This is a genomic window from Lactococcus hircilactis (assembly GCF_009601015.1).
Taxonomy (GTDB): domain Bacteria; phylum Bacillota; class Bacilli; order Lactobacillales; family Streptococcaceae; genus Lactococcus; species Lactococcus hircilactis.
On record NZ_WITJ01000007.1, the window covers coordinates 1 to 26,043 of the forward strand.

Consider the following 26,043-nt stretch of genomic DNA (forward strand, 5'->3'; position numbering starts at 1 on the left):
TTCCAATCAACTCGAAATCCGCACAAAACAGTCCGTATAATACGGCCACAAGCACTTATGGGACAGACTCAGATTTGGATACCCTCCAATCTCTGAGCGGATTATCAGATAGCACGCAGCTCAACTATCTCACAAACGATACTTATCACATGCAATACGCCAACCTTGGTGTGGTGCAAGGAGAGATTTATCTTTTGAAGTTCAAGTTAGGCACGACAGTAGATACTAATAATGACGGAAGTCCAGATATAGATAGTAACTATCATCTGACCCAAGGAACTGCGCTTAAAGGAGCCAGCTTTAACCTGCTTGATAGTAGTGGTGCTCTTGTCCAAAGCCTCACGACAGATGCTTATGGACAGATCCACTTTACCAATGTCGCACCGGGAACATATAGTTTAGTTGAAACCAAGGCACCAGCTGGATATGAGCTTTTGAAAGCTCCGATCTCAGTGACGGTGGACATGAGTAAAAACAATGGCACGACGGTCGTCTATGCGGCAGATGCGCCGATGACGGTCTTGCCATTTACAGGCGCAAATGGACCGATGGGAATCTTCTTAATCATCGCCTCAACCCTTCTTGTCGCAGCAATGGGACTCGTCATCTCTTATTATTATCGCCCAAAAAGACAAGGGTAAGTTAAAAAAGTTCTGTCAGTACTGACAGAACTTTTAGTTATCTTTTTAACGCCATGATTCGGGTAGGAGAAGTGCTTTTTAAAATCCTGATAAGATTTAAAAACAAATTTCAAAAATTGGAACATTTAGAAGCGGTTTCATTTGTTATAATAGAGCTATTGAATCATAAGTTTTAAAAAATAAGCGCTTAAAAAAGGAGAATTATGGAACATCAACAATTAAAACCATTTCCCAAAGATTTCCTCTGGGGAAGTGCATCAGCGGCGTATCAAATTGAGGGAGCCCCTTTTGAAGATGGGAAAAAGGCGAGCGTCTGGGACAATTTTGTCCGTATTCCTGGAAAAACATTTAAGGGAACAAATGGGGATATTGCTGTCGATCATTATCATCGCTACAAAGAAGATGTGGCGTTGATGAAAGAGATGGGATTGAAATCGTATCGTTTCTCGATTGCGTGGTCGCGTGTTTTGCCTGATGGACGTGGTCAGGTCAATGAAGCAGGTCTGAAATTTTATGAAGATTTGATTGATACGTTGCTTTTAAATGGCATTGAACCTATTGTGACGCTCTATCATTGGGATTTGCCACAAGCCCTTCAGGATTTGTATGGAGGATGGGAATCGCGTGAGATCATTGCGGATTTTGTGAATTATGCAGCCGTGCTTTTTGATGCTTTTAGAGGAAAAGTCAAATACTGGGTTTCCTTAAATGAGCAAAATGTTTTTACTAATCAAGGGTGGGCGATTGCGACGCATCCACCGGGAAAGAAAAATCTCAAGCTTTTTTATCAGGTCAATCATCATGCGAACTTAGTCAATGCTGCGGTGATCAATAAATTTCACGACCTTAAGATGCCAGGACAAATCGGTCCAAGCTTTGCTTATACGCCACAATATGCACTAGATAGCGATCCAATGAATGTGCTTGCGGCAGAAAATGCAGAGGAGATGTATAGTCATTTTTGGATGGATGTGTATCTTTATGGGGAATATCCGATTGTTGCGATGAATCGTCTGCGTGAGCAAGGGTTAGCACCAGAGTTTGAAGCAGGAGATGCGGCGTTACTCAAATCAGCACATCCAGATTTTCTTGGGGTGAATTATTATCAATCTGCAACAAACGCATGGAATCCAATTGAAGGTGGTGTTGGTGCTACAGGATTTAACACGACAGGCAAAAAAGGAACGACGAAAGAATCGGGTGTTCCTGGACTTCATAAAAAAGTTCAAAATCCATTTGTGGATCGAACCAATTGGGATTGGGAAATTGACCCAGAAGGATTGCGTATTGCACTGCGAAGAATCACTTCTCGGTATCGTATTCCAATCATGATTACTGAAAATGGTTTGGGAGAATATGATCAGCTAATCGAAGGAGAAGTTCATGATGATTATCGGATTGCGTATCTTGAAAGTCATGTGAAAGCAATCAAAGAGGCCATTAGTGATGGTGCGACTGTGATTGGCTATCATACATGGAGCTATACAGATTTGCTTTCATGGCTCAACGGATATCAAAAACGTTATGGTTTTGTTTATGTCGATCAAGATGAAACCATGAAAGGGAGCTTAAAACGAATTCCTAAAGCTTCTTACTATTGGTATCAACACGTCATCAAAACGAATGCAGATGAAATTAAATGACAAAAAGCACCGTGAGGTGCTTTTGTCATTTGATCAAGTGTGTTTTGGCTTATTTGGTGGGCAGATGGCTTGAGCTTGTGCGAAATTTCCGAGTGTGGCTGATCCATTTTCTGGGACACTTGGTAAGCGAAGGTAGTCTTCAAGCGGGCAAGGCAACTCAATATAGTCGTGTAGCAATTTTTTAAAATCTTCTCGAACTAACGGAATCATCTGAGGGGCATCCATGACTCCGCCACCAAGAACAATGCATTCTGGTGCTAGAGTAAGCGTGGCGTTTAGTGCAGCTTGTGCAATATAGTAAGCTTGAATTTCCCAGATGGGATGATCAATTGGGAGAGTTTCGCCGCGAACGCCTGTTCTTGCCATCAGACTTGGTCCAGCAGCAACACCTTCTAAGCAATCGCCGTGAAAAGGACATGTTCCAGCAAAATCTAAATCGTCGGGATGGCGTTTTACCAGCTGATGTCCCATTTCTGCATGACTGATTCCACCAATGAAATGTCCATCTTGGATTGCGCCTCCTCCAATCCCAGTACCAATCGTGAAATAAACGAGGTTTTGAATTCCAGTATCCATCATTTCACCATAAGCAGATGCGTTTACATCGGTTGTAAGCGAGATTGGGATGTGGAGTGCTGATTTTAGCTGCCCTAACAGATCAATCTGCGCCCATCCTTTTTTTGGTGTTGAAGTGATGAAGCCATAAGTTTCGTGTTCGATATTGAGATCAAGGGGGCCAAATGATCCGATTCCAATCGCAGAAACAGGGTGTGCTGTAAAATAGTCAATGGTTGCAGCGAGGGTTTCTTTGGGGCTTGTGGTTGGGATTTTTATTTGGTGGATGAGATTATAGTGTTGGTCAGCGATTGCTAGGACAAATTTTGTTCCGCCAGCTTCGATGGAGCCATAATATTTGTTCAAAACGTTTTCCTTTTAATTTAATGAGAGAATTTTTTGTCCGACTTTTACGGATGGTGTTTCATTTATAGGTAAAATTGCTTTATAATTTGTTGAATTAGTAATGATCATCATCAGTGTATCATCGAGTCCAGCAGCTTTGATGGCGCTGCGATCAAAAGTACCAAGTAAATCGCCTGCTTTTACGTGCTGTCCGACGCTCACGTTTTGTGTGAAGCCTTTACCGTTCATAGAAACTGTATCAATACCAATGTGTAAAAGTAGCTCAGCACCTTGGGTGGATCTAAGTCCGTAAGCGTGTCCTGTTTCATAAGCAATGAGGATTTCTCCATCGCAAGGGGCAAATAATTGGTCGGTTGAGGGGGTGATTGCGATTCCTTTTCCCATGACTTCTTTTGAAAAGACGGGATCTTTTACTGTAGAAAGTGGGAGTGCTTCTCCATTTGTTGGTGTCAAAAGAATTTCGTTTTGCTCTTTTTTGTTGGGAGTATTTTCAGATTCTTTTTCAGGAGTGGTTGTTTGTTTAGGTTCAGGTGCGTGTGTTTTTTCTTTTTTGCGCCCGTAAAATGTCGTAACAACAAATGCTAAGATGAAACTAATCAAAATGGCTACGATAAATTGGAGGTTATAGCCTGCTTTGATCGAGATGAATCCAATCAAACCAGCAGATCCGAGACTTACGGCGAGGACGTGGAAAATTCCCATGAATAATGAACCGATTGCAGAGGCGCCGAGTGCGATGAAGAATGGATATTTGAGTTTGAGGTTGATACCGAATAGCGCAGGTTCAGTGATTCCAAGGACTGCAGAAACACCAGCTGGAGCTGCGAGAGCTTTTGTTTTAACGTTTTTTGTGATAAAGAAAATGGCAAACGTTGCGCCTGCTTGTGCCATGTTTGCACAGGCAGCAACGGGGAAGATGAAATCTCCGCCAACTCCAGCGTGTTGATAATTCGTAATCAGCATGGTTTCAATGGCGGGAAAACTTTGATGTAATCCGGTCACAACAATTGCAGAGTAAAAGGCTCCAAAGATCAGCATGCCAGCGGCACCTAATGTATTGTAGAGTCCGACTAATCCATCGGTTAATCCATTTGAGACAAAGCGCAGTGCAGGACCTACGATTGTGAATGTCAAAAATCCTGTGATAATCACTGAAAGAAGGGGAGTAAAGGTGAAATCAACAGCATCATTAAGATGTTTGTGGAAGAATTTTTCCAATTTTGCTAAAATAAAGGCAACACCAATGACAGGGAGGACTTGTCCTTGATAACCTGCTTGTGCGACATTAAATCCAAAGACATCCCAATAAGTCATGGTATGATTGGTGATTGCAGCGGCAACGCCGTAACCGTTGACAAGGGCAGGCATGACCATGATCATCCCAAGGACAGCACCGAGATATGGATTTCCTCCAAAGCGTTTTGTTGCAGAAAAACCAATCAAAATTGGCATGAAGGTAAATGGAGCTGCACTCATCGTGTTGACGATATCTGCAAAGCCTTTCCATGCTGGAAACATTTCAACGACAGATTTTGCTGCGAAAAGGTGTTCTGCGGTCAGGGCATTGTTGAGTGCCATCAATAGTCCACCTGCAACAAGTGCTGGAATCAATGGAACAAAGATATCAGAGAGCAATTTAACGAGTGCCATCAGTGGGTTTTGTTTTTTCTGGTGCGCGGCAATCTCTTTGAGATCAGCAGTAGAGGCTTCACTGATTCCAGTCAATTTGACAAATTCGTCATAGACAGTATTGACATCGCCAGGACCGACGATAATTTGGTATTGACCCGCAGCTTCAAACGTCCCTTTAAGATCTGGATCATTATCAAGTGCGTCTTGATTGATGGCTTCAGAGTCTTTTAAGACGAGGCGCAAACGGGTTGCGCAGTGAGCAGCTGCTTGGATGTTATCCGCTCCAACTGCAGTAATAATGCGTTCTGCAACTTCTTTATGATTCATATTCGTTTTCTCCTAAACGTAAAAATGGATTCGCTTACAAAAACATTTTATCATTTTTTAAAAATATGTCAAGCGTTTATCATAAAAAAATTAATTATTTTTTTATTCAGCTGTATATATTGATTTTTTTGTGAAAAACGTTTATCATAAAGTTGTGAAATAAAAAGATAAGGAACTAAAAACATGACATGGACGACTGCTGAACGTTACCGTTCTTATAAGAGTTACTCAGAGGATGAAAAAACAAAACTACGTGCATTGGCTAAAAAATCACCTTGGCGTTCCACGTTTCATATTGAACCAGAAACAGGGCTTTTAAATGATCCCAATGGGTTTTCTTTCTTTAATGGGAAATGGCATTTGTTTTATCAGCACTTTCCATTTGGCGCTGTTCATGGATTGAAATCTTGGGTTCATTTGACTTCAAGTGATTTGGTTCATTTTGAAGCTTCTGGTTTGGTGATTTATCCAGATACGCGTTTTGATAATGCTGGAGCGTATTCTGGAAGCGCTTTGCCAATGGGCGATACGTTGTTTTTGATGTACACAGGAAATCATCGTGATGAGCATTGGGTAAGAATTCCTTATCAGTTGGGCGCGGTAGTCGATCAAAAAAATCAAGTGACAAAATGTCCTGAACCATTGATTTATCCAGATTTTTCACAGACGACAGATCATTTTAGAGATCCACAACTTTTTAGAGTTCAAAATCAAGTGTTTCTGCTTATCGGTGCTCAGACAGTTGATAAAGAAGGAAAAATCAAAGTTTATCGTGCTGAAAATGACGCATTAACGGCGTGGGAAGATTTAGGTTTTTTGAATTTTTCAGATGAAAAAATGGGATATATGATTGAATGTCCTAATCTTGTTTTTGTGGATGGCAGATCTGTTTTGATTTTTTGTCCTCAAGGACTGTCACAAGCGGTTTGTGAGTATAAAAATATCTATCCGAATCTTTTTGTCATTGCTGACGAATTTTCTGTCAGTACTGACAACCGTTTGATAGGAGCAGGGCCATTGCAAAATCTTGATGATGGGTTTGATTGTTATGCGACACAGGCATTTAATGCACCAGATGGCAGTGCTTATGCGATTTCATGGCTTGGATTGCCTGATACGGCGTATGAAACAGATCGGTTTGGAGTGCAGGGCGCGTTGTCAATGGTGAAAAAATTATCTGTCAAAGATGGGAAATTGTACCAAACGCCAGTAGAAGCGATGAAAAAGCTTCGGTACAACGAACGAAAAATACAGCTGAGCGATGAAGGGATAAAGACGGACAATGTTTTTGAACTTGAATTTAAGCTTGAAAAAGGGACATCACAAACGCTGTCAGTACTGACAGATGAAAAAAATGATGCTGCGCTACGCCTTCAAATTGATTCAACACAGCTTGTTTTGACAAGAAATTATGAAAAACGCGTGTCACATGTTAAAATAGAGAAAATGAATATTTTTATTGATAAATCAATTTTTGAAATATTTATTAATGACGGAGAAAAAGTGTTGTCGGGACGTGTGTTTCCGAATGAAAATCAGCATTTGATTAAGAGTGAACATCCGTTGACTATAAAAATGTGGGAGCTTAAAAAGTGATCAAACTTGAAGACGTCGCAAAAAAAGCGGGCGTGAGTGTGACAACCGCTTCGCGTGTTATCAATCGCAAAGGATATTTGAGTGAGAAAACCATTGCAAAAGTGGAAGGCGCGATGCGCGATTTGCATTATTCTCCAAACGCTGCTGCACGTTCTTTACAAGGAAAATCTCTGAAACTTATTGGTTTAGTTTTTCCCACCATTAAAAATATTTTTTATGCTGAATTAATCGAAAAAATTGAGCAAAGTCTCTTTAAAAAAGGTTACAAAGCCATGCTTGCAACGACGGAACACGAGGAAGAAAAAGAGCGTGAATATCTTGCTTTATTGCTGTCTAATCAAGTGGATGGGATTATTTATGGAAGTCATAATCTGACGACGGATGATTATACAGCGATTGAAGCGCCGATTGTTGCTTTTGACCGACTGCTCACGGCTGATACAACGGTTGTCAGCTCTGACAACTTACAGGGCGGTAAGCTTGCAACACAGACATTGATCAAATTAGGCTGTCAAAACATTGCAATTTTTACAGGAAATGACAATACAAATTCGCCCACTCGTTTGCGAAGAGAAGGCTATCTGTCAGTACTGACAGAACTCAAACTCAATGCGCACGTCATCAAAATTCCATCAGAACTAAGTGTTTTGCGAAAACAAGCTGAAATTCAAAAAGTGTTGTCAGAAAATGATTTTGATGGTGTTTTTTGTACGGATGATTTGACGGCACTTTTAGTGAAACAGCGCGCTCAAAAAATGAATCAAAATCTTCACGTTGTTGGATTTGATGGGACAGAATACGTGGAAAATTATCATCCAGATTTGACGACAATCAAGCAACCGATTTCTGATTTAGCAGAACTTTTGGTAGATTTATTAATTCGAAAAATCAAAGGTGAAAGCGTTGACAAAAGCTATCAACTTCCTGTAAAATTACATTATGGAGAGTAAAATCATGCTCATGCCAAAGGAGGAAAGCCATGCCAGTCGTTACCCCTGCTCCAAAACCTAACGGAGAAATTTTTCAAGAAATTTCACAACTGCAAAATAAACTCCACCGAGAAGATACCAAAACTTGGGTCGATGTCAATAAGGAATATAAAAAACTAAAAGAAAAGAAACCCAAAACCAAACAATTGCACTAAGGTTTCTTGAATTTTAAAACAGTAAAAACTGCTGTATCCAAAAGCGTTGATACACCATAAAAAGCACCTGTCAGCAGAGATGTGGAGGCGCTTTTTTATTTGTGCTATAATGTAAAGAGTTAATTTAAAAAATGGAGACGAGAAAAGATGAAAACACGTGGTTTTGAGGTGGTGTCAAGTTATGAAAATGCTGGGATAAATTTGCCTGTGCGCTCAACGGAGCATTCGGCGGGCTATGATATTGAGGCAGCAGAAACGGTGACTTTGGCGCCGGGAGAGATTAAGTTGATTCCGACGGGATTGAAAGCTTATATGCAAGCTTTTGAAGTGCTGTATATGTATAGCCGCTCGAGTAATCCTCGGAAAAAAGGGCTGGTTTTAATCAATTCTGTTGGTGTGATTGATAAGGATTATTACAATAATCCTGAAAATGAAGGGCATATGTATATGCAGATGAGAAATATCACAGATCATGATGTGCTGGTGGAAAAAGGGGAACGTGTTGTTCAGGGCGTTTTCATGCCATTTTTAGTTGCTGATGGAGATGAAAACACAAATAAAGAACGCCGAACAGGCGGTTTTGGCTCGACAGGGCAATAAGACAAACCTTTGTTTTGTCTTATGGGCTGTGATATAATGAGAGTATGAATAATCTTCGAATTCTCCATCTCAATGATTTGCACTCGCATCTGGAAAAATTTCCGGTGATTGAGCGTTTTTTTGCTGAAAAATCAGCGGAAGTCTCTCAAGCAGCAGATGTGCTTCGTTTTGATTTGGGAGATCATGTGGATCGTGTCCATCCATTAACAGAAGCCACGCATGGACAAATCAATGTTGCACTGATGAATCAGCTCGATTTGACTGCAGCGACGATTGGCAACAATGAAGGACTTGGCTTGACGCATGAGATGTTGTCTCATCTGTATGACGAGGCTCATTTTCCTGTCCTTTTATCTAATTTGAAGACAAATTTCGCTCAAGGACCGATGATTTTTGAGACAAGTTTTGGCTTGCGTGTCGGTGTGATTGGACTTACGGCACCTTATCCTAAGGCTTATCCTTTAGCAGGATGGGAGGTATTGGATCCGTTTGAGGTTTTAGATGAACTGTTGCCTCTTGCGTGTGATTTTACGATTTTGTTATCTCATTTGGGAAAAAATGTTGATGAAAAAATTGCAGTGCGTTATCCGATTGATTTAATTATTGGTGCACACACGCATCATTTATTTGAGCACGGTGCAAGTAGTCACGGCACATTACTCGCAGCAGCAGGAAAGTACGGACAACACGTCGGACAAATTGATTTGAGTTTTGATGAAAATAATCAATTGATTGATGCGCAAATTGAAGCGCACACAACAAGTCCACTGCCAAAGAAAAAAGCGGATGCCACGCAGATTAATGGCTGGATTGTGCAAGGTGAAAAAATACTTTCAGGAGAGAAAATTGCAACACTTGATGCAGCGATTTCTAATCACTTTCCTGATTATTTAGCCACTCATTTCTTAGCAGATCAGATGAAATCGGCCAGTCATGCTCAAGCGTGTGTATTAAATTCTGGCTTGATTGTGGGGGAAAAAATTCCTCGTGAGGTGACATTAGCGACATTACATGAACTTTTACCTCATTCCATCCGAATGGTTCGCTTTACTTTTACAGGTGAAGAATTGGCGCTTGTCTTAACCGAACTCATTGATGTCTCTGCATTTTTGACTACCCAGCCGATTCGCGGAATGGGATTTCGTGGAAAAACGTTTGGTCAGTTGGTGTTTCAGGGAATTTCAATAGAACACGGTCATTTTTACATTGAAAAGAATGGTGAAAAATGCGAAATCAAAGCACAAGAAAAAATTGAAGTTGTGATGCCTGATCAGTATCTGTTTGCTTGGTTTTTCCCATTGCTAAAAAAACGAGGAAAATCTGAAATTATTTTCCCTTACTTTTTGCGAGAAGTCGTCGCAATAGAATTAAAGAAAGGAAATAAAGTGCAGTGATTCAGAAAAAAATAGATTTTTTTGAATTTGCAAAAAAAAAGAGATGCCAAGAGAAATTGATGAAACAAAATTAAATTATAATAAATATCCAGGTGAGCATGTGATCGAATTCGAAGGTGTGGTCACTATTGGAGGAGATAAAACATATCATCTGGTGCAAAATTTTCGTGAAGGATTTGATGCACAAAAGTTAGAACAACGTTTTTCAGATGTTCTTGATAAGTATGATTATCTTGTAGGAGACTGGGGATTTGAGCAATTGCGTCTCAAAGGTTTTTTTTCAACCAGTCGCAAAAAAATGGATGCTGCCTCAAAAATTGATCATTTAGAAGATTATTTGAATGAATTTTGTAATTATGGGGCGCCATACTTTGTTTTACGTCGAATCCGTGCAAAAGAGATGAAAAAGAAAGAAGCCTTTACTTCTGAGCGTGCATTTGAAGATGGGGAGCGTCAAGGAAAACTTGAAAAACCTCGCCGGCGTAGAAATCGAAATCGAAAAAAACCAAGGATTGATTCAGAAAACGAATCGCTTGATTTCCGCGATAAAAATGCAGGGAATTTTTCTCAAAATAGTCAAAATAAAGGGCAAAAAAAATCAAAAAGCCAAAAATTTGATCCAAAATTGCGTAAAGAAAATGATTTTTCTCAATCTAATCAAGCGTCTAAAAAGCCCAAAAAGCGGGGCAATCATGAAAAAGAACGTTCGGATTTGGAGTCAAACTCTCGCAAGCGCACGACAAATAAAACGGATAAAAACGCACGCTTTGAAGTGCGAAGCAATAAACCTGAAATGAAAAACTCATTTTCAACGCCACACACGAGCGCTTCGAAAAATCAAACCCCAAAACAACAGGGCTTTGTGATTCGAACGCGCGATGAGAAATAGGGTTTATTTTACAAAAAATAAAGAATAATAGGAATTGAGATGACAACAAACCAAACAAAACCTTCGATTTATGGATTGACAAGAGATCAATTGATTGAGTGGGCACTTTTGCAGGGCGAAAAAAAATTTAGAGCGACACAGCTTTGGGATTGGCTTTATCGAAAACGGGTCCAATCTTTTGATGAGATGACGAACTTATCGAAACCTTTTATTGCACTGTTAAAAGAGCAATTTATTTTGAATCCTCTTGAACAAGTGGTCGTACAAGAATCAGAAGATGGAACAGTAAAATATTTGTTTATGTTGCCTGATAAGATGATGATTGAAACGGTCTTGATGCGCCAATCTTATGGGTTATCTGTCTGTGTGACGACTCAGGTCGGCTGCAATATGGGCTGTACGTTTTGTGCCTCAGGAATTTTGAAAAAAGAGCGTGATGTAACAGCAGGAGAGATTGTCAGCCAAATCATGCTTGTACAGAAATATTTTGATGAGCGCGGGTTAGATGAGCGCGTTTCACACGTTGTTGTGATGGGAATTGGTGAGCCGTTTGATAATTACGAACATTTGATGAATTTCTTGCATGTCATTAATGACGACAATGGTTTGGCGATTGGTGCGCGTCACATTACAGTTTCGACATGTGGATTTATGCCAGCAAGAATTAAAGCCTTTGCTCATGAAAATTTACAGATTAATCTAGCGATTTCATTGCACGCTCCAAATGACACGTTACGGACAAGCTTGATGCACATTAACAGAAGTCAACCGCTTGAAAAATTATTTGAAGCCATTGATTATTACTCAGAAACGACGAATCGGCGCGTGACTTACGAGTACATCATGCTCTCTGGGGTTAATGATACACCAGAAATTGCCCAGCAATTAGCAGATTTGATCAAGCCACGAAATAAACTTTCTTACATCAATTTGATTCCGTATAATCCAGTTGCTGAGCACATCAAATATGAACGCTCCACAAAAGAAAGCACGGCAAAATTTTATGATGTGTTAAAGAAAAATGGCATTAATTGTGTGGTGCGGCAAGAACACGGAACAGACATTGATGCAGCGTGTGGTCAGCTCCGCTCTAAACAAATCAAAAAAGACCGCTCAGAAAAAACAACCGCTTAAAATCGTTTCTGTCAGTACTGACAGAAGCGTTTGGCGGGAATTTGAAAGCGAACGTTCCCGTCGTTTTGACTTTCATGCGCGTTTTTGGTTTCTGTCAGTACTGACAGAAATTTTTTTGTCTTCAAAAGTGGTACATGAAACAAAAAAGCATGAAAAGAGGCGAGAAGGCTTTCACTTTGCCGGTGTTTTGTGGTAAAATAAGACCATCAAGTACAAAAAGACAAAGAGGGAAAAAATGGATTTTGTAAAACTTAACAAATCACGACACGCAACAAAACACTTTGATGGGAAAAAAATTCCAACAGTCGATGTCAAACAAATTATTTCTGCTGCAAGTTTGGCTCCGTCAGCGCACAACATTCAGTCGTGGCATTTTGTCATTGTGGAGAGTGATGAAAAACGCAACGCTTTATTGAGCGAAGTCAATCCTGGCAATCATGATCAAATCAAAGAAGCAGGTGCAGTAATTGTTCTTTTTAGTGATACAAATCTTGTGGAACGCTCGCGAGAAATTGCACGTTATGGTGCTGATGAGCTAAATGATGAGCAACTTGAGCGCTTTAACAGTCGTTTTCCACAAATGTTTGAAACGTATGATGAGTTTTACGAAAGTAATTATTTGTCCATCAATGCTGGATTAATCACAATGAATTTGGTTTATGCGATTAAAAATCGGGGCTATGATGCCAATATCATTCTTGGATTTAACCGGACCTCAAAAATAAATGATCTCTTAGAAGTTGAATATCGCTACCGTCCAGAATTGATTATTCCACTTGGCACGGCAGCTTTAAAAGGCGTTCCAAGCTATCGTTTACCTCAAGAAAAAATCATTGAAATTCGTTAAGTAAAAAAGCTTGCAAAACACAAGCTTTTTATAATATCATTGAAGGATATGACAATTTTATAACTAATGTAAACAAGCTTTTACGAAGCATAAATGAATAATTTCTGATAGAATAGTAACTAGTGCAACAAGACGAGAGGAATGAAAAATGCTTAGCTTTTGGCAAGATTATCCAGAGATACAAAATAAACTACGCGTTACTCAAGAACTGATGGTTGATCGTTTGAAAATAAGCAATCACGACATCAAAACGGCCCTTGAAGCGATGGCATTGCAAGGGGGAAAAATGGTTCGCCCAGCTCTATTTTATCTTTTTGCTGGATTGACTGCCAAAGCATCTGATGAGAAACTCTGGCAACAATTGATCAAAATTGCGGCCTCGCTTGAAATTTTACATTCGGCGACTTTGATTCACGATGACATCATAGATGATTCCCCGCTAAGACGCGGGATTCCCTCCATCGAAGCTCAATTTGGGAAAGATGTTGCTGTATATACGGGAGATTTTACTTACACGGTTTATTTTGAATTATTGATTGAGACCATGGCAGGAACACCGTTTCTTGAAAAAAATGCAAAATCAATGAAGAAAATTTTACAAGGGGAGCTCACGCAAATGCAATCCGCATTTGAAACAACGATTTCCATTCGCAAATATATGAAAGCAATCAGTGGAAAAACAGCAGAGCTGTTGAGTTTGAGCTGCTTAGAAGGAGCTTATTTTTCTGGCGCTGATCAAAAAACACAACATCTTGCCAAAAGAATTGGACGTGCGATTGGTTTAGCTTTCCAGATTTACGATGATTTATTGAATTTCACTGTTGGTCTGGATGAAGAAAATAAGCCGATTTTGACGGATGTTCGCTTAGGGATTTTTACCTTACCCTTATTGATTGCGAGAGAAAATAACCCAGAAAAGATTTTACCTTACCTGCAAGCACCAGAAAAACTCACACGTGAAGCGTGTCTTGAGCTTTCTGATTTGGTCGCTGAAAATGGTGGGATGACAGGGGCGTTATTGATCGCTAATGGTTTGACGCAAAAAGCACTCGCAGATATTGAAAAATTACCAGATGGATCAAATAAAGTACTCCTTACACAAGCCACTCAGGCATTACTTGAGCGGAAATATTAGAGGATCGAAAAGAGAAATAAAAAAAATGAATGTCAAAGTTTTTGCGGAATTAATTGAATTAAAAGCTAAAACAGCCAGTGTTTTTCCTTTTTTTATGGGCTTAGCCTATAGTCTGTATCACGGGAATAAAGTGACACTTTTGCCATTATTTCTTTATTTTATCGCCATGTTTTTATTTAATTGCTTTGTTGATATTTGGGATAATTATAACGATTATCACAATGCGATTGATACACAAGATTATCAAAAAAACACGAATATTATTGGACGTGAAAAGCTTGAAATGAGGATGATTAAAGGATTATTAGCATTCTTTTTCTTCAGTTCCTTAGGGATTGGACTCGTTGTGGCAGCGATGACAGGATGGGAAGTTTTTTTCTTGGGCTTGATCTGTTATGCAGTGGGTATTTTTTATGCAGGAGGTCCAAAACCATTATCAACGTTACCGATTGGGGAGGGATTGAGTGGACTTACGATGGGCTATCTTATTTTTCTCATTTGTGTCTTTATTAGCTCATCACGTGAATTTGTCTGGAGTTTTACCACGATTGGGGAAACATTTTTGGTTGCCCTACCTAGTGTGTTATTGATTTCAAATCTGATGCTTGCGAATAATACGTGTGATCTCGCAGAAGATGAGGCAAATGAGCGTTATACGATTGTCCATTATATCGGGAAAAAAGCAGCACTCTATTGGTGGTGTGGTGCGATTGTTCTTGCTTATGGTGCGATTTTTGCAGCAGTAATTTTACATTTGATTTCTCCTGTCATGCTCGCTCTTGTTTTTCTTATTCCATTAATCATCAAACTTGCAAAACCTTATCTCAACGCACAAAATAAACGTACTACATTTATCTGCTCAGTAAAAATATTAATGATTTTCTCACTGCTACAAGCACTATTGATGTATGTCGGACTTTTATTTAACTTTTGAAAAAGTGCTTTGCACTTCTTTTTTATTCAATCGATTATTTTGTGCTACACTAAAAGAAAATGACGACTAAAAAGAAGAAGCCTTACCTGAAAAGCAGAACATTTCATCTCAAGCGCATTGATTTTAGAGCGGATGTGAATGAAGCGCCCGACTTGCATTTCTTTTACGGCGTCTTTCTTGAGTTTTGTGTTTTATTTCATTAAAAAAACTTCTCTTTTACAAAATAAAAGAGAAGTTTTTTGGTCTGACGAAACATCATTTGATGTTTTATTTTTTAGTCGCAATGGGAACACGACTTTTCTTTTGTTTCAACAAGTGGGACGGCTGATTTGACTGGGCAGGTGTTACTGCTACAATCTTCACAAGCCCCTTTACTTCTGATGACTTTGCGTAGGGTATAGGCTGTGGCGATGATGATAAGCGCAAGTAAGATGAAACTAGGCAAGTTCATGGCGTGGCTCCTTTCCTTTTCTAAAGATGAAATATAGTCCAATCAATAAAGTGATGAAGGCTAAAATTGTGATGATACTCAAGCTTTGCTGCTGAATGGCAGAACCGATTTGATAAATGATAAAGCTCATGGTATAAGCGACAAGGGTCTGAAAACCAACAGCACGAATGGTCCATTTGATGTCACCCATTTCTTTATAGATCGTAGATACGGCAGCGATACAAGGTGCACATAAAAGATTGAATACCAAAAGCGAGTAAGCAGAAAGCGGAGTGTACACTTTTCCAACAGCTTGCCAAAGTTGAGTGGTACTGCTTGTGTCGTGCGCATACAAGACCCCCATTGTTCCAACGATGGTTTCTTTTGCGATGAGTCCTGTGAGTGTCGCAACCGCAGCGCGCCATTCTCCAAAACCAAGAGGGGCAAAGAACAGTGCAATCAAACGTCCCAAATCTGCTAAAATGGAGTGAGCTGTTGGGACGTGTTGGAGCGTCCAGCTGTAGTTTGAGGTGAACCAGATGAGGACATTCGTCGCAAAAATGATGGTTCCCGCACGTTTGATGAAGCTAAACGCATGATTAAATGCGTACTTGAGTACGGTCATGCCTTGTGGAAGATGGTAAGTTGGCAATTCCATGATAAAGGCTGAAACATCTCCTGCAAACATTCTCGTTTTTTTGAGGATGATTCCAGAAAGAATGATCATTCCCATTCCAAGAAAGTAGGCGGATGGAGCGACCCAAGTGGCTTGTCTGAAAAAGGCACCAGAAATCAAGGCAATGATGGGTAATTTTGCTGAGCAGGGCATAAATGTCGTTACCATGATGGTGATTTTTCGATCTCGCTCTTGTTCTATGGTTCGCGTTGACATGATGCCAGGAACACCACAGCCTGAGGAAATGAGCATGGGGATAAATGATTTTCCAGATAATCCAAATTTTCGGAAAATACGATCCATAATGAATGCAACGCGTGCCATATAGCCTGAATCTTCAAGAATACCAAGTAAAAAGAACAGTACAAAGATTTGAGGAATGAATCCTAAAATTGCACCAATCCCTGCGATAATTCCATTTAAGACTAAATCTTGTAGCCAAGGGACGATAGATACAGCAGTCATTAATTTTTGAGCAAGATTAGGAATCAACTGCCCAAACAGAACGTCATTGATCCAATTGGTTGCGGCTGTTCCGACCGTTTGAATGGAGAGATAATAAACCAGCCACATGACCAAAATGAAAATTGGTAATCCGAGCCATTTGTTGGTCACGATACGATCAATCTGATCTGTAAATTTAATGTTGTGTTCATCGGATTCTGTGACGCACAAACGAATGATTTGACTGATGAGATCATACCGCTCGTTGACAATGATTGATTCACGGTCATCAGCAAAAATTTTCTCACTGATAGATACGATATCGTTGATTTCAGCTTTTTGATGTTCTGTCAGTACTGACAGCGCCAATGTATCGCCTTCAAAACACTTAATTTGGTCAAAACGATTGGTATTTTTTGTGATTTTACCAATTTCAGATAAAGCACCTTCGAGACGATGGTCATAATCAAGCGGGTAAATTTCAGGACTTTTTTTGGCTAACATCAAAAGCTCATCAAGTCCTCTATTTTTGATCGCGGAGGTTTTTACAATCGGTAATCCAAGACGATAGCTGAGCTTTTCAGTATCAATTTTTTTGCCTGCTTTTTCTACTAAATCAGACATATTGAGTGCAAGGACCATTGGAATTCCGAATTCCATCAACTGCAAGCTCAAATAAAGTGAGCGTTCCAGATTGGTACTATCAATGATGTTGATGAGCGCATCAGGTGGGGTGTGTCGCAAATAGTCGCGCGTGACTTGCTCTTCAAGAGAATAAGGGGAGAGCGAATAAAGTCCAGGCAAATCTTGAATGATGATGGCTTTATCCTTTTTATAACGTCCAGATTTTCGCTCAACTGTCACACCGGGCCAATTGCCGACTTGCTGATTACTACCTGTTAAAATATTAAAAATACTGGTTTTTCCACTATTGGGGTTTCCGAGTAAAGCAATAATTGTCATTTTTCTACCTATCACTTAGCGTTATTTTCGATGACGACTTTGATTTTTTGCGCATCAGCTTTTCGTAAAGAAAGTGCATAACCTCTCAGATGAAGTTCCATAGGATCTCCCAGTGGGGCTAATTTTTGGACATAAATGCTGGTACCGCGCGTGATCCCCATGTCCATAAGACGGCGTTTTATTTCGCCTGCTGCATCAATTAATCGCACAACACCTGTTTCTCCGATTTTTAATTGAGAAAGTCCAATAATTTTTTCTTCGGAACGTTCTGTTTTTACAAAAATCTGTCGCAGATAATCCGCGCTGAGCGCAAGCCGCGCATTTTCGAGTTTGATGATTGCATTTTCGCCATTAAATGAAACTAGACTGATGGATTTGTCTTTGATAAATCCGAGTTCTTTGAGCTTCATTTGATCTGCTCCAATGAGTCGGTCCAAATAATAAATTTGTCCGACATGTGTGGTATCAAGTGTCTGCATATTCTCTCCAATAAGCTGTCAAATACATTTTACATTATTATAGCACAAAAATGGAGAGATGGTTAATATTTTCTGAAAATTTGTCTTAAAATGTAATATTTGATTTATAACTGTTTTAAAAAGTCTGCTTTTAAAAGGAAAGTCAAGAAATTTTGAGATAAAAAAAGCCACTCGACGTTGACTTTTCATTTTTATTCGACTGAGAAAATGTAAGGATAAACGGGTTGCTTTCCATCGAAAATTTCGACTTCGAGATTGCCGTATTTTTTCTCAATGACCCGTCCTACTTTTTCAGCGAATGCTTTTTTTCCTTCGCTTCCGACATAAATCGTTACGATTTCACTTTCTTCATCAATCATTTTGTCAAAGACAGCCATCATCGCATCTCCTTGACGTTTCATTGAGGCAACGATTTTATTGTCCAACATGCCAAGCGTATCTTTTTTATGGATCTCAATTCCATCCACATTGGTGTCACGAATGGCTGTTGTGACAGATCCTGATTTCACCTCAGAAAGTGCAGCAGTCATGCTTAATTTGTTTTCTTCGATGGAGCGTGTAGGGTCAAAAGAAAGTAAAGCAGTGAATCCTTGAGGGACAGTAGAGGATTCAATCACTTCAACAGGAATTTCTGCGACTTCAGCAGCAGATTTTGCAGCCATGAAAATATTTTTGTTATTTGGAAGAATAATGACTTTTTCAGCGTTGACGGCTTCGATGGCTTTCACAATATCTTCTGTTGAAGGATTCATGGTTTGCCCACCAGAAACGACGTGATTTACGCCCATTTCTGTGAAGATTTCGGCTAAGCCATCCCCTGCAGCAATGGCAATCAAGCCCCAATCCTTTTTAGAAGCGGAAGTTGAAATGTTTGATTTAGATTCTTTTTCTTTGACACCTTCGTTTTGAAGGCGCATGTTATCGACTTTGACTTTCATCAAACTCCCGAATTTCAATCCTTCTTGAATAATCAATCCTGGATCTTCGGTGTGGATGTGGAGTTTTACGATTTCATCATCATCGACTAAAACAGTGGAGTTACCAAGACTTTCAAGGAAAGTATTGAACTTGTCGTGATCATATTCAGTTTGAACAGAAGGTCCTTTACCGATTTCGACCATGATTTCAGTACAATAGCCAAACGTGATATCGGATGTAGAAGCATTTCCCACACCGTGCGCCTCGTGCTCAACATTGACCATGCGATCCATTGCACCTAATTCTGCGACAGGTGTTTCAGGAACAAACTCACCATTGAGTGCCATCATGAACCCTTCATAGATGTAAACGAGGCCTTGTCCGCCAGAGTCAACAACACCGACTTCTTTGAGTACAGGAAGCATTTCAGGAGTCATGGCTAAGGCTTTTTTTGCACCATCAAGGGCTGCAGCCATAATTTCGATGACATCATCTGTTTCGTCGGTTTTATGATTGGCCATCTCAGCAGCACCGCGAGCAACGGTCAAAATGGTTCCTTCAACAGGCTTCATAACGGCTTTATATGCGACTTCGACTCCAGATTGGAGCGCAGCAGCAAAGTGAATGCCGTCAAGTTCGTCATAATCTTTAGCATAATTGCTAAAACCACGGAAAATTTGGGAAGTAATGACACCTGAATTTCCACGTGCGCCCATTAATAAGCCTTTTGAGAGAATTTGTGCGACTTCACCAATCGTATCAGCAGGGCGTTCTGCTACTTCTTTAGCCCCGTTTGTAATGGTCATTCCCATATTTGTTCCAGTATCACCGTCTGGAACAGGAAACACATTGAGTGAATTCACGTATTCTGCTTGTTCATTTAACCGGCTGGCTGCCGCTTGAATCATTTCTTTAAATTTGCTTGCATCTAAATTTGCCACTTAGTCTTCAACCACCTTTACATTTTGTACGTAAACATTGATTTTTACAACTGAAATCCCAAGTTGGTTTTCCAAATTGAATCGGACACGTTCTTGAATATTTTTTGCGACTTCGCTGATTTTTACACCAAAAGAAATAACGACGTAAACATCAATTGAAATTTCATTGTCACTGTTTGTGACAACAACTCCTTTTGAGTAATTTTCTTGACGTAAAATACTGCGGAAATTGTCTTTAACAGCAGATTTGCTTGTCATGCCTACGACACCAAAAATTTCAGTCGTGCTTGCACCAACAACAGTAGAGATGACTTCTGTCGCAATTTCGACATTGCCATTTGAATTGTTAATAGTAACACTCATTTTTATATCTGTGCCGCTTAATAAAGATAAAACGACACTTTCCTCCATATTATTTATAATATCATTTTCTATTTTATCATATTTTTTTTAAATATAATAGCTGCTTTGTCTGTTGTGAGGGATTTTTTGAAAATTTGTTTCTTATAGATGACTTCTTTTCGGTGGAATTTCTGTCAGTACTGACAGAAATTACTGTTTGGGGATGACGAAATATTTTTCATTGATTTTTTCTACCTGAATCGGAAAATCGTAAAATTCAGTGAGTGTTTTTTCGGTCAATAAATCATTTTTGTCACCCGCTTGAAAAATTTTTCCCGCACGAAGTAAAAGTAACTTGTCAAAATCAGAAGTGATTTCATCTGGATGATGCGTGATATAAAGGAGCGCTGGCGCCTGTTTTAGCTTTGAAATCTGATGAAGATGCAAAAGAAGTTTTTCTTTAGCGAGAAGATCTAAGCCGTTTGTTGCTTCATCAAGAATTAATAATTCAGGCGTGAGCATTAAACTGCGCGCAATCAAAAGCAATTGTTTTTCACCCTGTGATAAGGTGCCATAGATACGCCCAATCAGCTCACCTGCTCCAACTTGAATCATGAACTGGCGCGCTTCGTATAATTGTGCATCACTAAAAGGTTGATAGAGCATGCTTGAATTGAACTTTCCAGTATAAACCAAGTTTTCAGCACGCATTTGTAATGAAAAGCGCTCTGCGATGAATGAACCGACGATGGCGATTTTTTTGCGGAGCGCAGGAATTTCATCCGTCCCAAATCGCGTGCCAAGGACTTCCAAATTTCCAGACGTTTTCCAGTTTTCGGCCATGATAAGCTTAATCAGGCTTGATTTTCCTGACCCGTTTAAGCCTAGAATCGCCCAATTTTCGCCTGTTTCAACCGTCCAATTGATCTGAGATAAAATCTTGTTTTTGCCGCGAGAAAAATTCACATTTTCAAAAGATAAAATTGTCATTTGCACACCTGTTTTTAGAATATTTTATACTATTATAACTCATTTCAAGATAAAAAGGAGAGATAAACATTAAAAAGGGACAAAAAACCTCTGTCAGTACTGACAGAGGTTCATTTTTTGCTTGCGCAAGCAAAAATATCAATTAGGCACGTTCAACGCCAGCTGGCAATTTTTTAAGTGCTTTAGCAGTAGCCCAAACTGTTTTAATTTTTCCGTTTTCGATGATTTTAACTTTTTGAAGGTTAGGTTTAACGACACGTTTTGTTTGGTTCATGGCGTGTGAACGGTTGTTAGAAGATTGAGTTCCAACACCTGTAAAGTAACATACTTTAGACATGATTTAGCTCCTTTATATAGATTTTATGCCCCTAGAGGATAACATACTTGTCGATTATAACATGTTCTCTACTAAAAAATCAAGTTTTTTCCATTTTTTAATGTTTTTTTTCTATATTTTTGATAAAATGAACGTATGGAAAATTTAATTGAAGCATTAACAGCGAAAAATAAAGAATATGTACACGCTGTGACAAAACAGCTCCTTTTAGTGGGTAAATCCGATGAAGAAGTCAAGACCATTTTAAATGACCTCTTGCCTCAAATCATTGAAGCTCAAAACACGAACATTTTGGCGCGCAAACTTTTAGGCTCCCCTACTGAATTTGTGGCACAATATCGTCCTAAAGGAACTACGAATCAAAAATCAACGGATAAAAATAGCAATGATAGCCCTGTTTTGATGTGGCTTGACAGCACATTATTGTTCTTTGGATTGATCTATTTGATGACTGGAATTATGGGAATCGTCAATCCAAAAGGCACTCAAATTTATGGATTAATCACATCGCTGATTATGGCCGCATTAGCAGGGCTTGTCATGTATATGATTTATAAGTTTTATTATGCACAAACCGAAGGAAAACGCAAATGGAACTGGAAAAATTTGCTTTTGATTGTCGTTGTGATTATTATTTGGTCCGGCTTCTCTGTATTTTCAGCGATGATTCCACGTGCTTTTAATCCCACATTTAATCCTTATGTGACAATGGTCATTGCGGTGCTTGTTTTAGGGGCAAAATACTTATTGAAAAGACAACTTCATATCCGCTCAACCTTGGCACCCATGTCAACGGTGAGAAAATAATGAAAAAAGGACAATCGTCCTTTTTTTATGTGGAGAAATATTAGGATTTCACAAACAGACCATGACAGCCCTTGCGATTTGTGCTATAATTAGACTGATAAAATATACGATGGAGGTTCCCATGAAAGGAATTATCTTAGCGGGCGGTTCAGGAACGCGCCTTTACCCACTGACTCGCGCAGCCAGCAAACAATTGATGCCAGTTTACGACAAACCTATGATTTACTATCCTTTATCAACGTTGATGTTGGCTGGAATCAAAGATATTTTGATTATTTCAACACCGACAGATACACCTCGCTTTAAAGAGTTATTGCAAGATGGGTCTGAGTTTGGGATTAATTTGCAATACGCTGTCCAGCCGTCACCAGATGGCTTGGCGCAAGCCTTTATCATCGGTGAAGAATTCATCGGTGATGATTCAGTGGCTTTGATTTTGGGCGACAATATCTACCACGGTCCTGGAATGTCTAAAATGCTTCAAAATGCGGCCGCAAAAGAAAAAGGGGCGACTGTTTTTGGCTATCATGTCTCAGATCCAGAGCGCTTTGGTGTGGTTGAATTTGATGAAAAAATGAATGCGATTTCTATCGAAGAAAAACCAGAACATCCGAAATCAAATTATGCAGTGACAGGACTTTATTTCTACGATAATGATGTGGTTGAAATTGCGAAAAATATCAAACCTTCTCCTCGTGGAGAACTTGAAATCACGGATGTCAATAAGGTTTATTTGGAACGTGGCGATTTGTCAGTTGAATTAATGGGACGTGGTTTTGCATGGCTCGATACTGGTACACACGAATCTCTCCTTGAAGCAGCGCAATACATTGAAACAGTTCAACGTATGCAAAATATGCAAGTGGCAAATTTAGAAGAAATTGCTTATCGGATGGGTTATATTACAGCAGATGATGTTTTTGAATTGGCACAACCACTCAAAAAGAACGAATATGGACAATATTTATTACGTTTGATTGGGAAGGACTAACACGTCGTTATTAAAGTAAAGTTGTCAAAGTAAAGAAGGACAATCGATGCTAAAAAATATTTGGGAATGGTTTTTATGGTTTACTGGTGTGACTGACGCAGGTTGGTCGGCGTGGTGGGGCGGTTTTTTAGCTGTCTGCCACTTTTTGGCGTTTTTGCTGTTGTTTGGCGACGACTAAAATGCCACGCACCCGGTTGTCATCGGATTGGGCTTCATCGCACGGCGGATGGACTTTATGTGCTTTGCCGAAAACATCATCCCGATGTACCAGATAACCTAACGCTCGAACACATTCAAAAATCACACGTCAATGCAAAAGCAAAAAAAGAGGTGTGACTGAATGAAGTTAGCATTGTTCTTGAATAAACGTTGAAAATAGTGATTAGAAAGAAAAATATGACTGATAATTTTTTTGAAAAAACATTGGCTGCACGAGAAATCAGCCAAATTCCTGGAATGTTAGAATTTGATATTCCAGTTCATGGCGATAATCGTGGCTGGTTTAAAGAAAATTTCCAAAAAGAAAAAATGATGCCACTTGGTTTTCCAGAAAGCTTCTTTGCTGAAGGAAAGTTGCAAAATAATGTAAGTTTTTCTCGTAAAAATGTCTTGCGCGGGCTTCATGCTGAACCTTGGGATAAGTATATTTCTGTCGCTGATGGTGGAAGTGTTTTAGGCGCATGGGTAGATTTACGTGCTGGCGAAAGCTTTGGGCATGTTTATCAAACGGTCATTGATGCAAGTAAAGGAATTTTTGTGCCTCGTGGTGTTGCAAATGGCTTTCAAGTGTTGTCTGACACAGTTTCTTATAGTTATTTAGTGAATGATTACTGGGCACTTGAACTGAAACCTAAGTACGCTTTTGTGAACTATGCTGACCCTGCTTTGGGCGTAAAATGGGAAGACGTTGAAAATGCTGAAGTTTCTGAAGCGGATAAAAATCATCCATTATTGAAAGATGTTGTACCATTGATAGCTGATCAGTTGAAATGAAAATTTTCTTTCAGCTGAATGTTGGCTTACGGTTCTTGTTTGAACTATTGAATACATTGATTCTGGTAATTGTTGGATTGACGGGATTCTCGTCGCCTGAAAACTTGATTTGGGGAATTTTCGTGCCGGTTATTTTCGCACTTTACTGGAGTCTGCTTATTTCGCCCAAAGCGTACATTAAGATCAATGTTGTCAGAAAATTTTTCTGCGAATTTCTTATTTATGCTTTTGTATTGTTTTATTTGGTAAAAATAGTGCCACTCAATTTATGGATTTTTGCAAATATCTATTTGATTGTTGTGATTGCCAATTCAATCATTGTAAAAGTTGGAGATGGACGTTATCAGCACTGATAAAAATTCCCCATTATTGAAAATGTTGTGGTGTTGACGCAAGATAAACGGCGATGTCTTGAAAATTGGAGGATGGCCATGAAAATTGTAAACATTAACGGACCAATTAATTCTGGAAAATCAACGATTTCTAATCTTTTATCTAGGAAAATCGCTAATAGTCGATTTATTGAAGTGGATGATTTTGAGGCGCAAGGATTATCCTTTCAAAAACGGATTGATGCACGCCTTCATCAGCTTTATGATGCGTTAGAGGACGCGATTTCTGAGCATCAAGATGAGGTTGTTTTCTTTGCTTATCCAATGTATCCAAGCACATTTGACACACTCAAAGCAGTGATTGCTGATCGTGCGGAGTTTATCATTGTGACACTTACGCCGACGCTTGAAGCGTGTCTCACAAATCGTGGAACACGAAATCTTGATGAATGGGAAATCAAAAGAATAAAAGAAATGTACAAAGAAGGCGTACCTACTTTTGAGCCGTCTGATTTATTTATTGATAATACAGTGCGCTCTGCTTTTGAAACTTCAGAAATAATCAAGGACTTTTTGATGAAATAGAACCCTAAAACGTAGCTTTTGAGCGGCTGTCAGTACTGACAGAAATAATGGGATTAAAAATTGATGAAATAAAAAAATATGGAGTCACTTTATAGGCCACTCGTTACGACGAGCGGGGTGAACTTCATTTTGATGGAGTGATTGTCATAGATGCGACGTTTTTTTGATAGAAAGTAATTAAAAAAGGAGAGTTGAAATGACAGGTACGAAATGGAGTGCAGGAACTAAAAAGTTTGGAGTTCTACATTTTACAGACTTTAAAGCGAGGATGCCAGAGGTCTTGATCAATGAATAAAGAAAAAAGTAGGAACAAAGTACTTTTACTTATCACAGGTCTGTTGGCTATTGTCACTTTTTTGATGCAAATTGCTGAACATACTTTTGAATTGATTGCCGTACACGAAGAAATCAGGCAAGTCTCGACTGGGGTTTGGATAAACATAAGTGGAGACTTTGTTTTCAATTTATTGATTGGGTTGCTTTTCATTTTTCTCATCAAAAAGAAAAAGCAGACCTTTGTCTGGGTTGGCATTTTGATGATACTAAGTAGGATTATTGTGATTGCTGGCTTTTATATGACGGCAAGTTCTAGCCAAATGCTCGACCCAGTAACTATTGGAGCAAACATTAGTTTGGCTAGCTTTATTGTGATGGGGGCTTTGATTCTTGCTCAAGTCTTGAGTAAAAAGGTTCATTTATCCCTCTTTGTGATTTCTATCGTCATTGTTGGACTTTTTACTTTAAGAGTTTTAACGGGTAATCTGAGCAGTCTTTTCGCAATTATTAAGCAATTCGACTATGTAAACAGTGTACAGTTTGGCGATTTTGCCAAGGCTTATATTGTTCAGTTGGTTTTCACGATATTGGCAAATTACTTCTCAGCAGCAACTTTATTCTGCATTGCATTTTCAATGTTTGGAATCAATAAAGAAAAAAATCAAGAAATTAAAAATAATAAGGAATTAGAGGATTTATAAC

General features: G+C 39.2%; 28 protein-coding genes. 19 read left to right on the plus strand and 9 right to left on the minus strand.

What is annotated here, in order from left to right:
* Together GHI93_RS05720 and GHI93_RS05725 are read left to right on the plus strand one after the other, a co-directional pair.
* Window positions 1-641 (plus strand): prealbumin-like fold domain-containing protein (locus GHI93_RS05720; protein ID WP_170272398.1); only part of this gene is annotated, 641 nt, incomplete at its 5' end.
* 203 nt (window positions 642-844) lie between these two features.
* Entirely contained in the window at window positions 845-2,284 is a 1,440-nt protein-coding gene (locus tag GHI93_RS05725; protein ID WP_153496119.1) for a glycoside hydrolase family 1 protein, read from the plus strand.
* Between the two features lie 33 nt (window positions 2,285-2,317).
* Here the strand turns inward: GHI93_RS05725 and scrK are convergent, their stop codons facing one another.
* Complete coding sequence (gene scrK, locus GHI93_RS05730) at window positions 2,318-3,205, minus strand: fructokinase ScrK (protein WP_153496120.1); 888 nt, start codon at window positions 3,203-3,205, stop codon at window positions 2,318-2,320.
* Between the two features lie 12 nt (window positions 3,206-3,217).
* Entirely contained in the window at window positions 3,218-5,164 is a 1,947-nt protein-coding gene (locus GHI93_RS05735; RefSeq protein ID WP_153496121.1) for a sucrose-specific PTS transporter subunit IIBC, read from the minus strand.
* Between the two features lie 183 nt (window positions 5,165-5,347).
* Here GHI93_RS05735 and GHI93_RS05740 point away from each other — a divergent pair, with 183 nt between their 5' ends.
* The 10 genes from GHI93_RS05740 to GHI93_RS05780 all read left to right on the plus strand — a co-directional run bounded on the left by GHI93_RS05740 (window position 5,348) and on the right by GHI93_RS05780 (window position 14,837).
* Window positions 5,348-6,760: a sucrose-6-phosphate hydrolase gene (locus tag GHI93_RS05740; RefSeq protein ID WP_153496122.1), complete on the plus strand. Its 1,413-nt coding sequence runs from the start codon at window positions 5,348-5,350 to the stop codon at window positions 6,758-6,760.
* Window positions 6,757-7,710, plus strand: a complete 954-nt coding sequence (locus GHI93_RS05745; RefSeq protein ID WP_343030319.1) for a LacI family DNA-binding transcriptional regulator — start codon at window positions 6,757-6,759, stop codon at window positions 7,708-7,710. The genes GHI93_RS05740 and GHI93_RS05745 overlap by 4 nt, the downstream gene beginning before the upstream one ends.
* Window positions 7,711-7,739: 29 nt before the next feature.
* The gene (locus GHI93_RS12820) at window positions 7,740-7,904 is read left to right on the plus strand and encodes a hypothetical protein (protein ID WP_170272399.1); all 165 of its coding nucleotides are present in this window, start codon (window positions 7,740-7,742) and stop codon (window positions 7,902-7,904) included.
* Between the two features lie 147 nt (window positions 7,905-8,051).
* On the plus strand, window positions 8,052-8,504 hold the full coding sequence (locus tag GHI93_RS05750) for a dUTP diphosphatase (protein ID WP_153496123.1): 453 nt from the start codon (window positions 8,052-8,054) through the stop codon (window positions 8,502-8,504).
* A gap of 44 nt (window positions 8,505-8,548) precedes the next feature.
* Complete coding sequence (locus GHI93_RS05755) at window positions 8,549-9,898, plus strand: bifunctional metallophosphatase/5'-nucleotidase (protein ID WP_153496124.1); 1,350 nt, start codon at window positions 8,549-8,551, stop codon at window positions 9,896-9,898.
* A 43-nt stretch (window positions 9,899-9,941) separates the two neighbouring features.
* Complete coding sequence (locus tag GHI93_RS05760) at window positions 9,942-10,787, plus strand: YutD family protein (RefSeq protein WP_153496125.1); 846 nt, start codon at window positions 9,942-9,944, stop codon at window positions 10,785-10,787.
* A gap of 39 nt (window positions 10,788-10,826) precedes the next feature.
* Window positions 10,827-11,921, plus strand: coding sequence for a dual-specificity RNA methyltransferase RlmN (rlmN, locus tag GHI93_RS05765; RefSeq protein WP_153496126.1), 1,095 nt, complete (start codon window positions 10,827-10,829; stop codon window positions 11,919-11,921).
* Window positions 11,922-12,156: 235 nt separating this feature from the next.
* Complete coding sequence (locus tag GHI93_RS05770) at window positions 12,157-12,768, plus strand: nitroreductase family protein (RefSeq protein ID WP_153496127.1); 612 nt, start codon at window positions 12,157-12,159, stop codon at window positions 12,766-12,768.
* A 148-nt stretch (window positions 12,769-12,916) separates the two neighbouring features.
* Complete coding sequence (locus tag GHI93_RS05775; protein WP_153496128.1) at window positions 12,917-13,903, plus strand: polyprenyl synthetase family protein; 987 nt, start codon at window positions 12,917-12,919, stop codon at window positions 13,901-13,903.
* 25 nt (window positions 13,904-13,928) lie between these two features.
* Complete coding sequence (locus GHI93_RS05780; RefSeq protein WP_153496129.1) at window positions 13,929-14,837, plus strand: prenyltransferase; 909 nt, start codon at window positions 13,929-13,931, stop codon at window positions 14,835-14,837.
* Window positions 14,838-15,111: 274 nt separating this feature from the next.
* Here the strand turns inward: GHI93_RS05780 and GHI93_RS13315 are convergent, their stop codons facing one another.
* The 7 genes from GHI93_RS13315 to rpmB form a co-directional block, all read right to left on the minus strand.
* Window positions 15,112-15,288, minus strand: coding sequence for a FeoB-associated Cys-rich membrane protein (locus GHI93_RS13315; protein ID WP_484496933.1), 177 nt, complete (start codon window positions 15,286-15,288; stop codon window positions 15,112-15,114).
* On the minus strand, window positions 15,275-17,350 hold the full coding sequence (feoB, locus tag GHI93_RS05785; RefSeq protein WP_153496130.1) for a ferrous iron transport protein B: 2,076 nt from the start codon (window positions 17,348-17,350) through the stop codon (window positions 15,275-15,277). The genes GHI93_RS13315 and feoB overlap by 14 nt, the downstream gene beginning before the upstream one ends.
* Before the next feature lie 11 nt (window positions 17,351-17,361).
* Window positions 17,362-17,829, minus strand: coding sequence for a ferrous iron transport protein A (locus tag GHI93_RS05790; RefSeq protein ID WP_153496131.1), 468 nt, complete (start codon window positions 17,827-17,829; stop codon window positions 17,362-17,364).
* Window positions 17,830-18,020: 191 nt separating this feature from the next.
* Window positions 18,021-19,688, minus strand: coding sequence for a DAK2 domain-containing protein (locus GHI93_RS05795; RefSeq protein ID WP_343030320.1), 1,668 nt, complete (start codon window positions 19,686-19,688; stop codon window positions 18,021-18,023).
* Entirely contained in the window at window positions 19,689-20,051 is a 363-nt protein-coding gene (locus GHI93_RS05800; protein WP_170272400.1) for an Asp23/Gls24 family envelope stress response protein, read from the minus strand.
* A gap of 189 nt (window positions 20,052-20,240) precedes the next feature.
* Window positions 20,241-21,020, minus strand: coding sequence for an ABC transporter ATP-binding protein (locus GHI93_RS05805; protein WP_153496133.1), 780 nt, complete (start codon window positions 21,018-21,020; stop codon window positions 20,241-20,243).
* Between the two features lie 142 nt (window positions 21,021-21,162).
* Complete coding sequence (rpmB, locus tag GHI93_RS05810; protein ID WP_153496134.1) at window positions 21,163-21,357, minus strand: 50S ribosomal protein L28; 195 nt, start codon at window positions 21,355-21,357, stop codon at window positions 21,163-21,165.
* Window positions 21,358-21,492: 135 nt separating this feature from the next.
* On the opposite strand from rpmB, the gene GHI93_RS05815 reads away from it, so the two are divergent.
* The 7 genes from GHI93_RS05815 (at window position 21,493) to GHI93_RS05845 (ending at window position 26,042) form a co-directional block, all read left to right on the plus strand.
* Window positions 21,493-22,164: a DUF1129 family protein gene (locus GHI93_RS05815; protein ID WP_153496135.1), complete on the plus strand. Its 672-nt coding sequence runs from the start codon at window positions 21,493-21,495 to the stop codon at window positions 22,162-22,164.
* A gap of 121 nt (window positions 22,165-22,285) precedes the next feature.
* Window positions 22,286-23,155 (plus strand): glucose-1-phosphate thymidylyltransferase RfbA, encoded by an 870-nt coding sequence (gene rfbA / locus GHI93_RS05820; protein WP_153496136.1) that lies wholly within the window; start codon window positions 22,286-22,288, stop codon window positions 23,153-23,155.
* A 111-nt stretch (window positions 23,156-23,266) separates the two neighbouring features.
* Window positions 23,267-23,491: a hypothetical protein gene (locus GHI93_RS05825; protein WP_246177040.1), complete on the plus strand. Its 225-nt coding sequence runs from the start codon at window positions 23,267-23,269 to the stop codon at window positions 23,489-23,491.
* A gap of 60 nt (window positions 23,492-23,551) precedes the next feature.
* On the plus strand, window positions 23,552-24,148 hold the full coding sequence (locus GHI93_RS05830) for a dTDP-4-dehydrorhamnose 3,5-epimerase family protein (RefSeq protein WP_153496137.1): 597 nt from the start codon (window positions 23,552-23,554) through the stop codon (window positions 24,146-24,148).
* Window positions 24,145-24,501: a DUF2568 domain-containing protein gene (locus GHI93_RS05835; RefSeq protein ID WP_153496138.1), complete on the plus strand. Its 357-nt coding sequence runs from the start codon at window positions 24,145-24,147 to the stop codon at window positions 24,499-24,501. The genes GHI93_RS05830 and GHI93_RS05835 overlap by 4 nt, the downstream gene beginning before the upstream one ends.
* A gap of 78 nt (window positions 24,502-24,579) precedes the next feature.
* Window positions 24,580-25,065 (plus strand): nucleoside/nucleotide kinase family protein, encoded by a 486-nt coding sequence (locus GHI93_RS05840; protein WP_153496139.1) that lies wholly within the window; start codon window positions 24,580-24,582, stop codon window positions 25,063-25,065.
* A 287-nt stretch (window positions 25,066-25,352) separates the two neighbouring features.
* Window positions 25,353-26,042 (plus strand): hypothetical protein, encoded by a 690-nt coding sequence (locus GHI93_RS05845; protein WP_153496140.1) that lies wholly within the window; start codon window positions 25,353-25,355, stop codon window positions 26,040-26,042.
* Window position 26,043: the final 1 nt, after the last annotated feature.

Bases quoted from the DNA above. Each gene is read 5' to 3' on its own strand.
- GHI93_RS05770 (WP_153496127.1), top strand. From the start codon at position 12,157: ATGGATTTTGTAAAACTTAACAAATCACGACACGCAACAAAACACTTT.
- GHI93_RS05790 (WP_153496131.1), bottom strand. From the start codon at position 17,829: ATGCAGACACTTGATACCACACATGTCGGACAAATTTATTATTTGGAC.
- rlmN (WP_153496126.1), top strand. From the start codon at position 10,827: ATGACAACAAACCAAACAAAACCTTCGATTTATGGATTGACAAGAGAT.
- GHI93_RS05725 (WP_153496119.1), top strand. From the start codon at position 845: ATGGAACATCAACAATTAAAACCATTTCCCAAAGATTTCCTCTGGGGA.
- GHI93_RS05755 (WP_153496124.1), top strand. From the start codon at position 8,549: ATGAATAATCTTCGAATTCTCCATCTCAATGATTTGCACTCGCATCTG.
- GHI93_RS05835 (WP_153496138.1), top strand. From the start codon at position 24,145: ATGAAAATTTTCTTTCAGCTGAATGTTGGCTTACGGTTCTTGTTTGAA.
- feoB (WP_153496130.1), bottom strand. From the start codon at position 17,350: ATGACAATTATTGCTTTACTCGGAAACCCCAATAGTGGAAAAACCAGT.
- GHI93_RS13315 (WP_484496933.1), bottom strand. From the start codon at position 15,288: ATGAACTTGCCTAGTTTCATCTTACTTGCGCTTATCATCATCGCCACA.
- GHI93_RS05845 (WP_153496140.1), top strand. From the start codon at position 25,353: ATGAATAAAGAAAAAAGTAGGAACAAAGTACTTTTACTTATCACAGGT.
- GHI93_RS05815 (WP_153496135.1), top strand. From the start codon at position 21,493: ATGGAAAATTTAATTGAAGCATTAACAGCGAAAAATAAAGAATATGTA.
- GHI93_RS05840 (WP_153496139.1), top strand. From the start codon at position 24,580: ATGAAAATTGTAAACATTAACGGACCAATTAATTCTGGAAAATCAACG.
- GHI93_RS05805 (WP_153496133.1), bottom strand. From the start codon at position 21,020: ATGACAATTTTATCTTTTGAAAATGTGAATTTTTCTCGCGGCAAAAAC.
- rpmB (WP_153496134.1), bottom strand. From the start codon at position 21,357: ATGTCTAAAGTATGTTACTTTACAGGTGTTGGAACTCAATCTTCTAAC.
- GHI93_RS05740 (WP_153496122.1), top strand. From the start codon at position 5,348: ATGACATGGACGACTGCTGAACGTTACCGTTCTTATAAGAGTTACTCA.
- GHI93_RS05775 (WP_153496128.1), top strand. From the start codon at position 12,917: ATGCTTAGCTTTTGGCAAGATTATCCAGAGATACAAAATAAACTACGC.
- GHI93_RS05735 (WP_153496121.1), bottom strand. From the start codon at position 5,164: ATGAATCATAAAGAAGTTGCAGAACGCATTATTACTGCAGTTGGAGCG.
- rfbA (WP_153496136.1), top strand. From the start codon at position 22,286: ATGAAAGGAATTATCTTAGCGGGCGGTTCAGGAACGCGCCTTTACCCA.
- GHI93_RS05750 (WP_153496123.1), top strand. From the start codon at position 8,052: ATGAAAACACGTGGTTTTGAGGTGGTGTCAAGTTATGAAAATGCTGGG.
- GHI93_RS05760 (WP_153496125.1), top strand. From the start codon at position 9,942: ATGCCAAGAGAAATTGATGAAACAAAATTAAATTATAATAAATATCCA.
- GHI93_RS05830 (WP_153496137.1), top strand. From the start codon at position 23,552: ATGACTGATAATTTTTTTGAAAAAACATTGGCTGCACGAGAAATCAGC.
- GHI93_RS12820 (WP_170272399.1), top strand. From the start codon at position 7,740: ATGCCAGTCGTTACCCCTGCTCCAAAACCTAACGGAGAAATTTTTCAA.
- GHI93_RS05800 (WP_170272400.1), bottom strand. From the start codon at position 20,051: ATGAGTGTTACTATTAACAATTCAAATGGCAATGTCGAAATTGCGACA.
- GHI93_RS05780 (WP_153496129.1), top strand. From the start codon at position 13,929: ATGAATGTCAAAGTTTTTGCGGAATTAATTGAATTAAAAGCTAAAACA.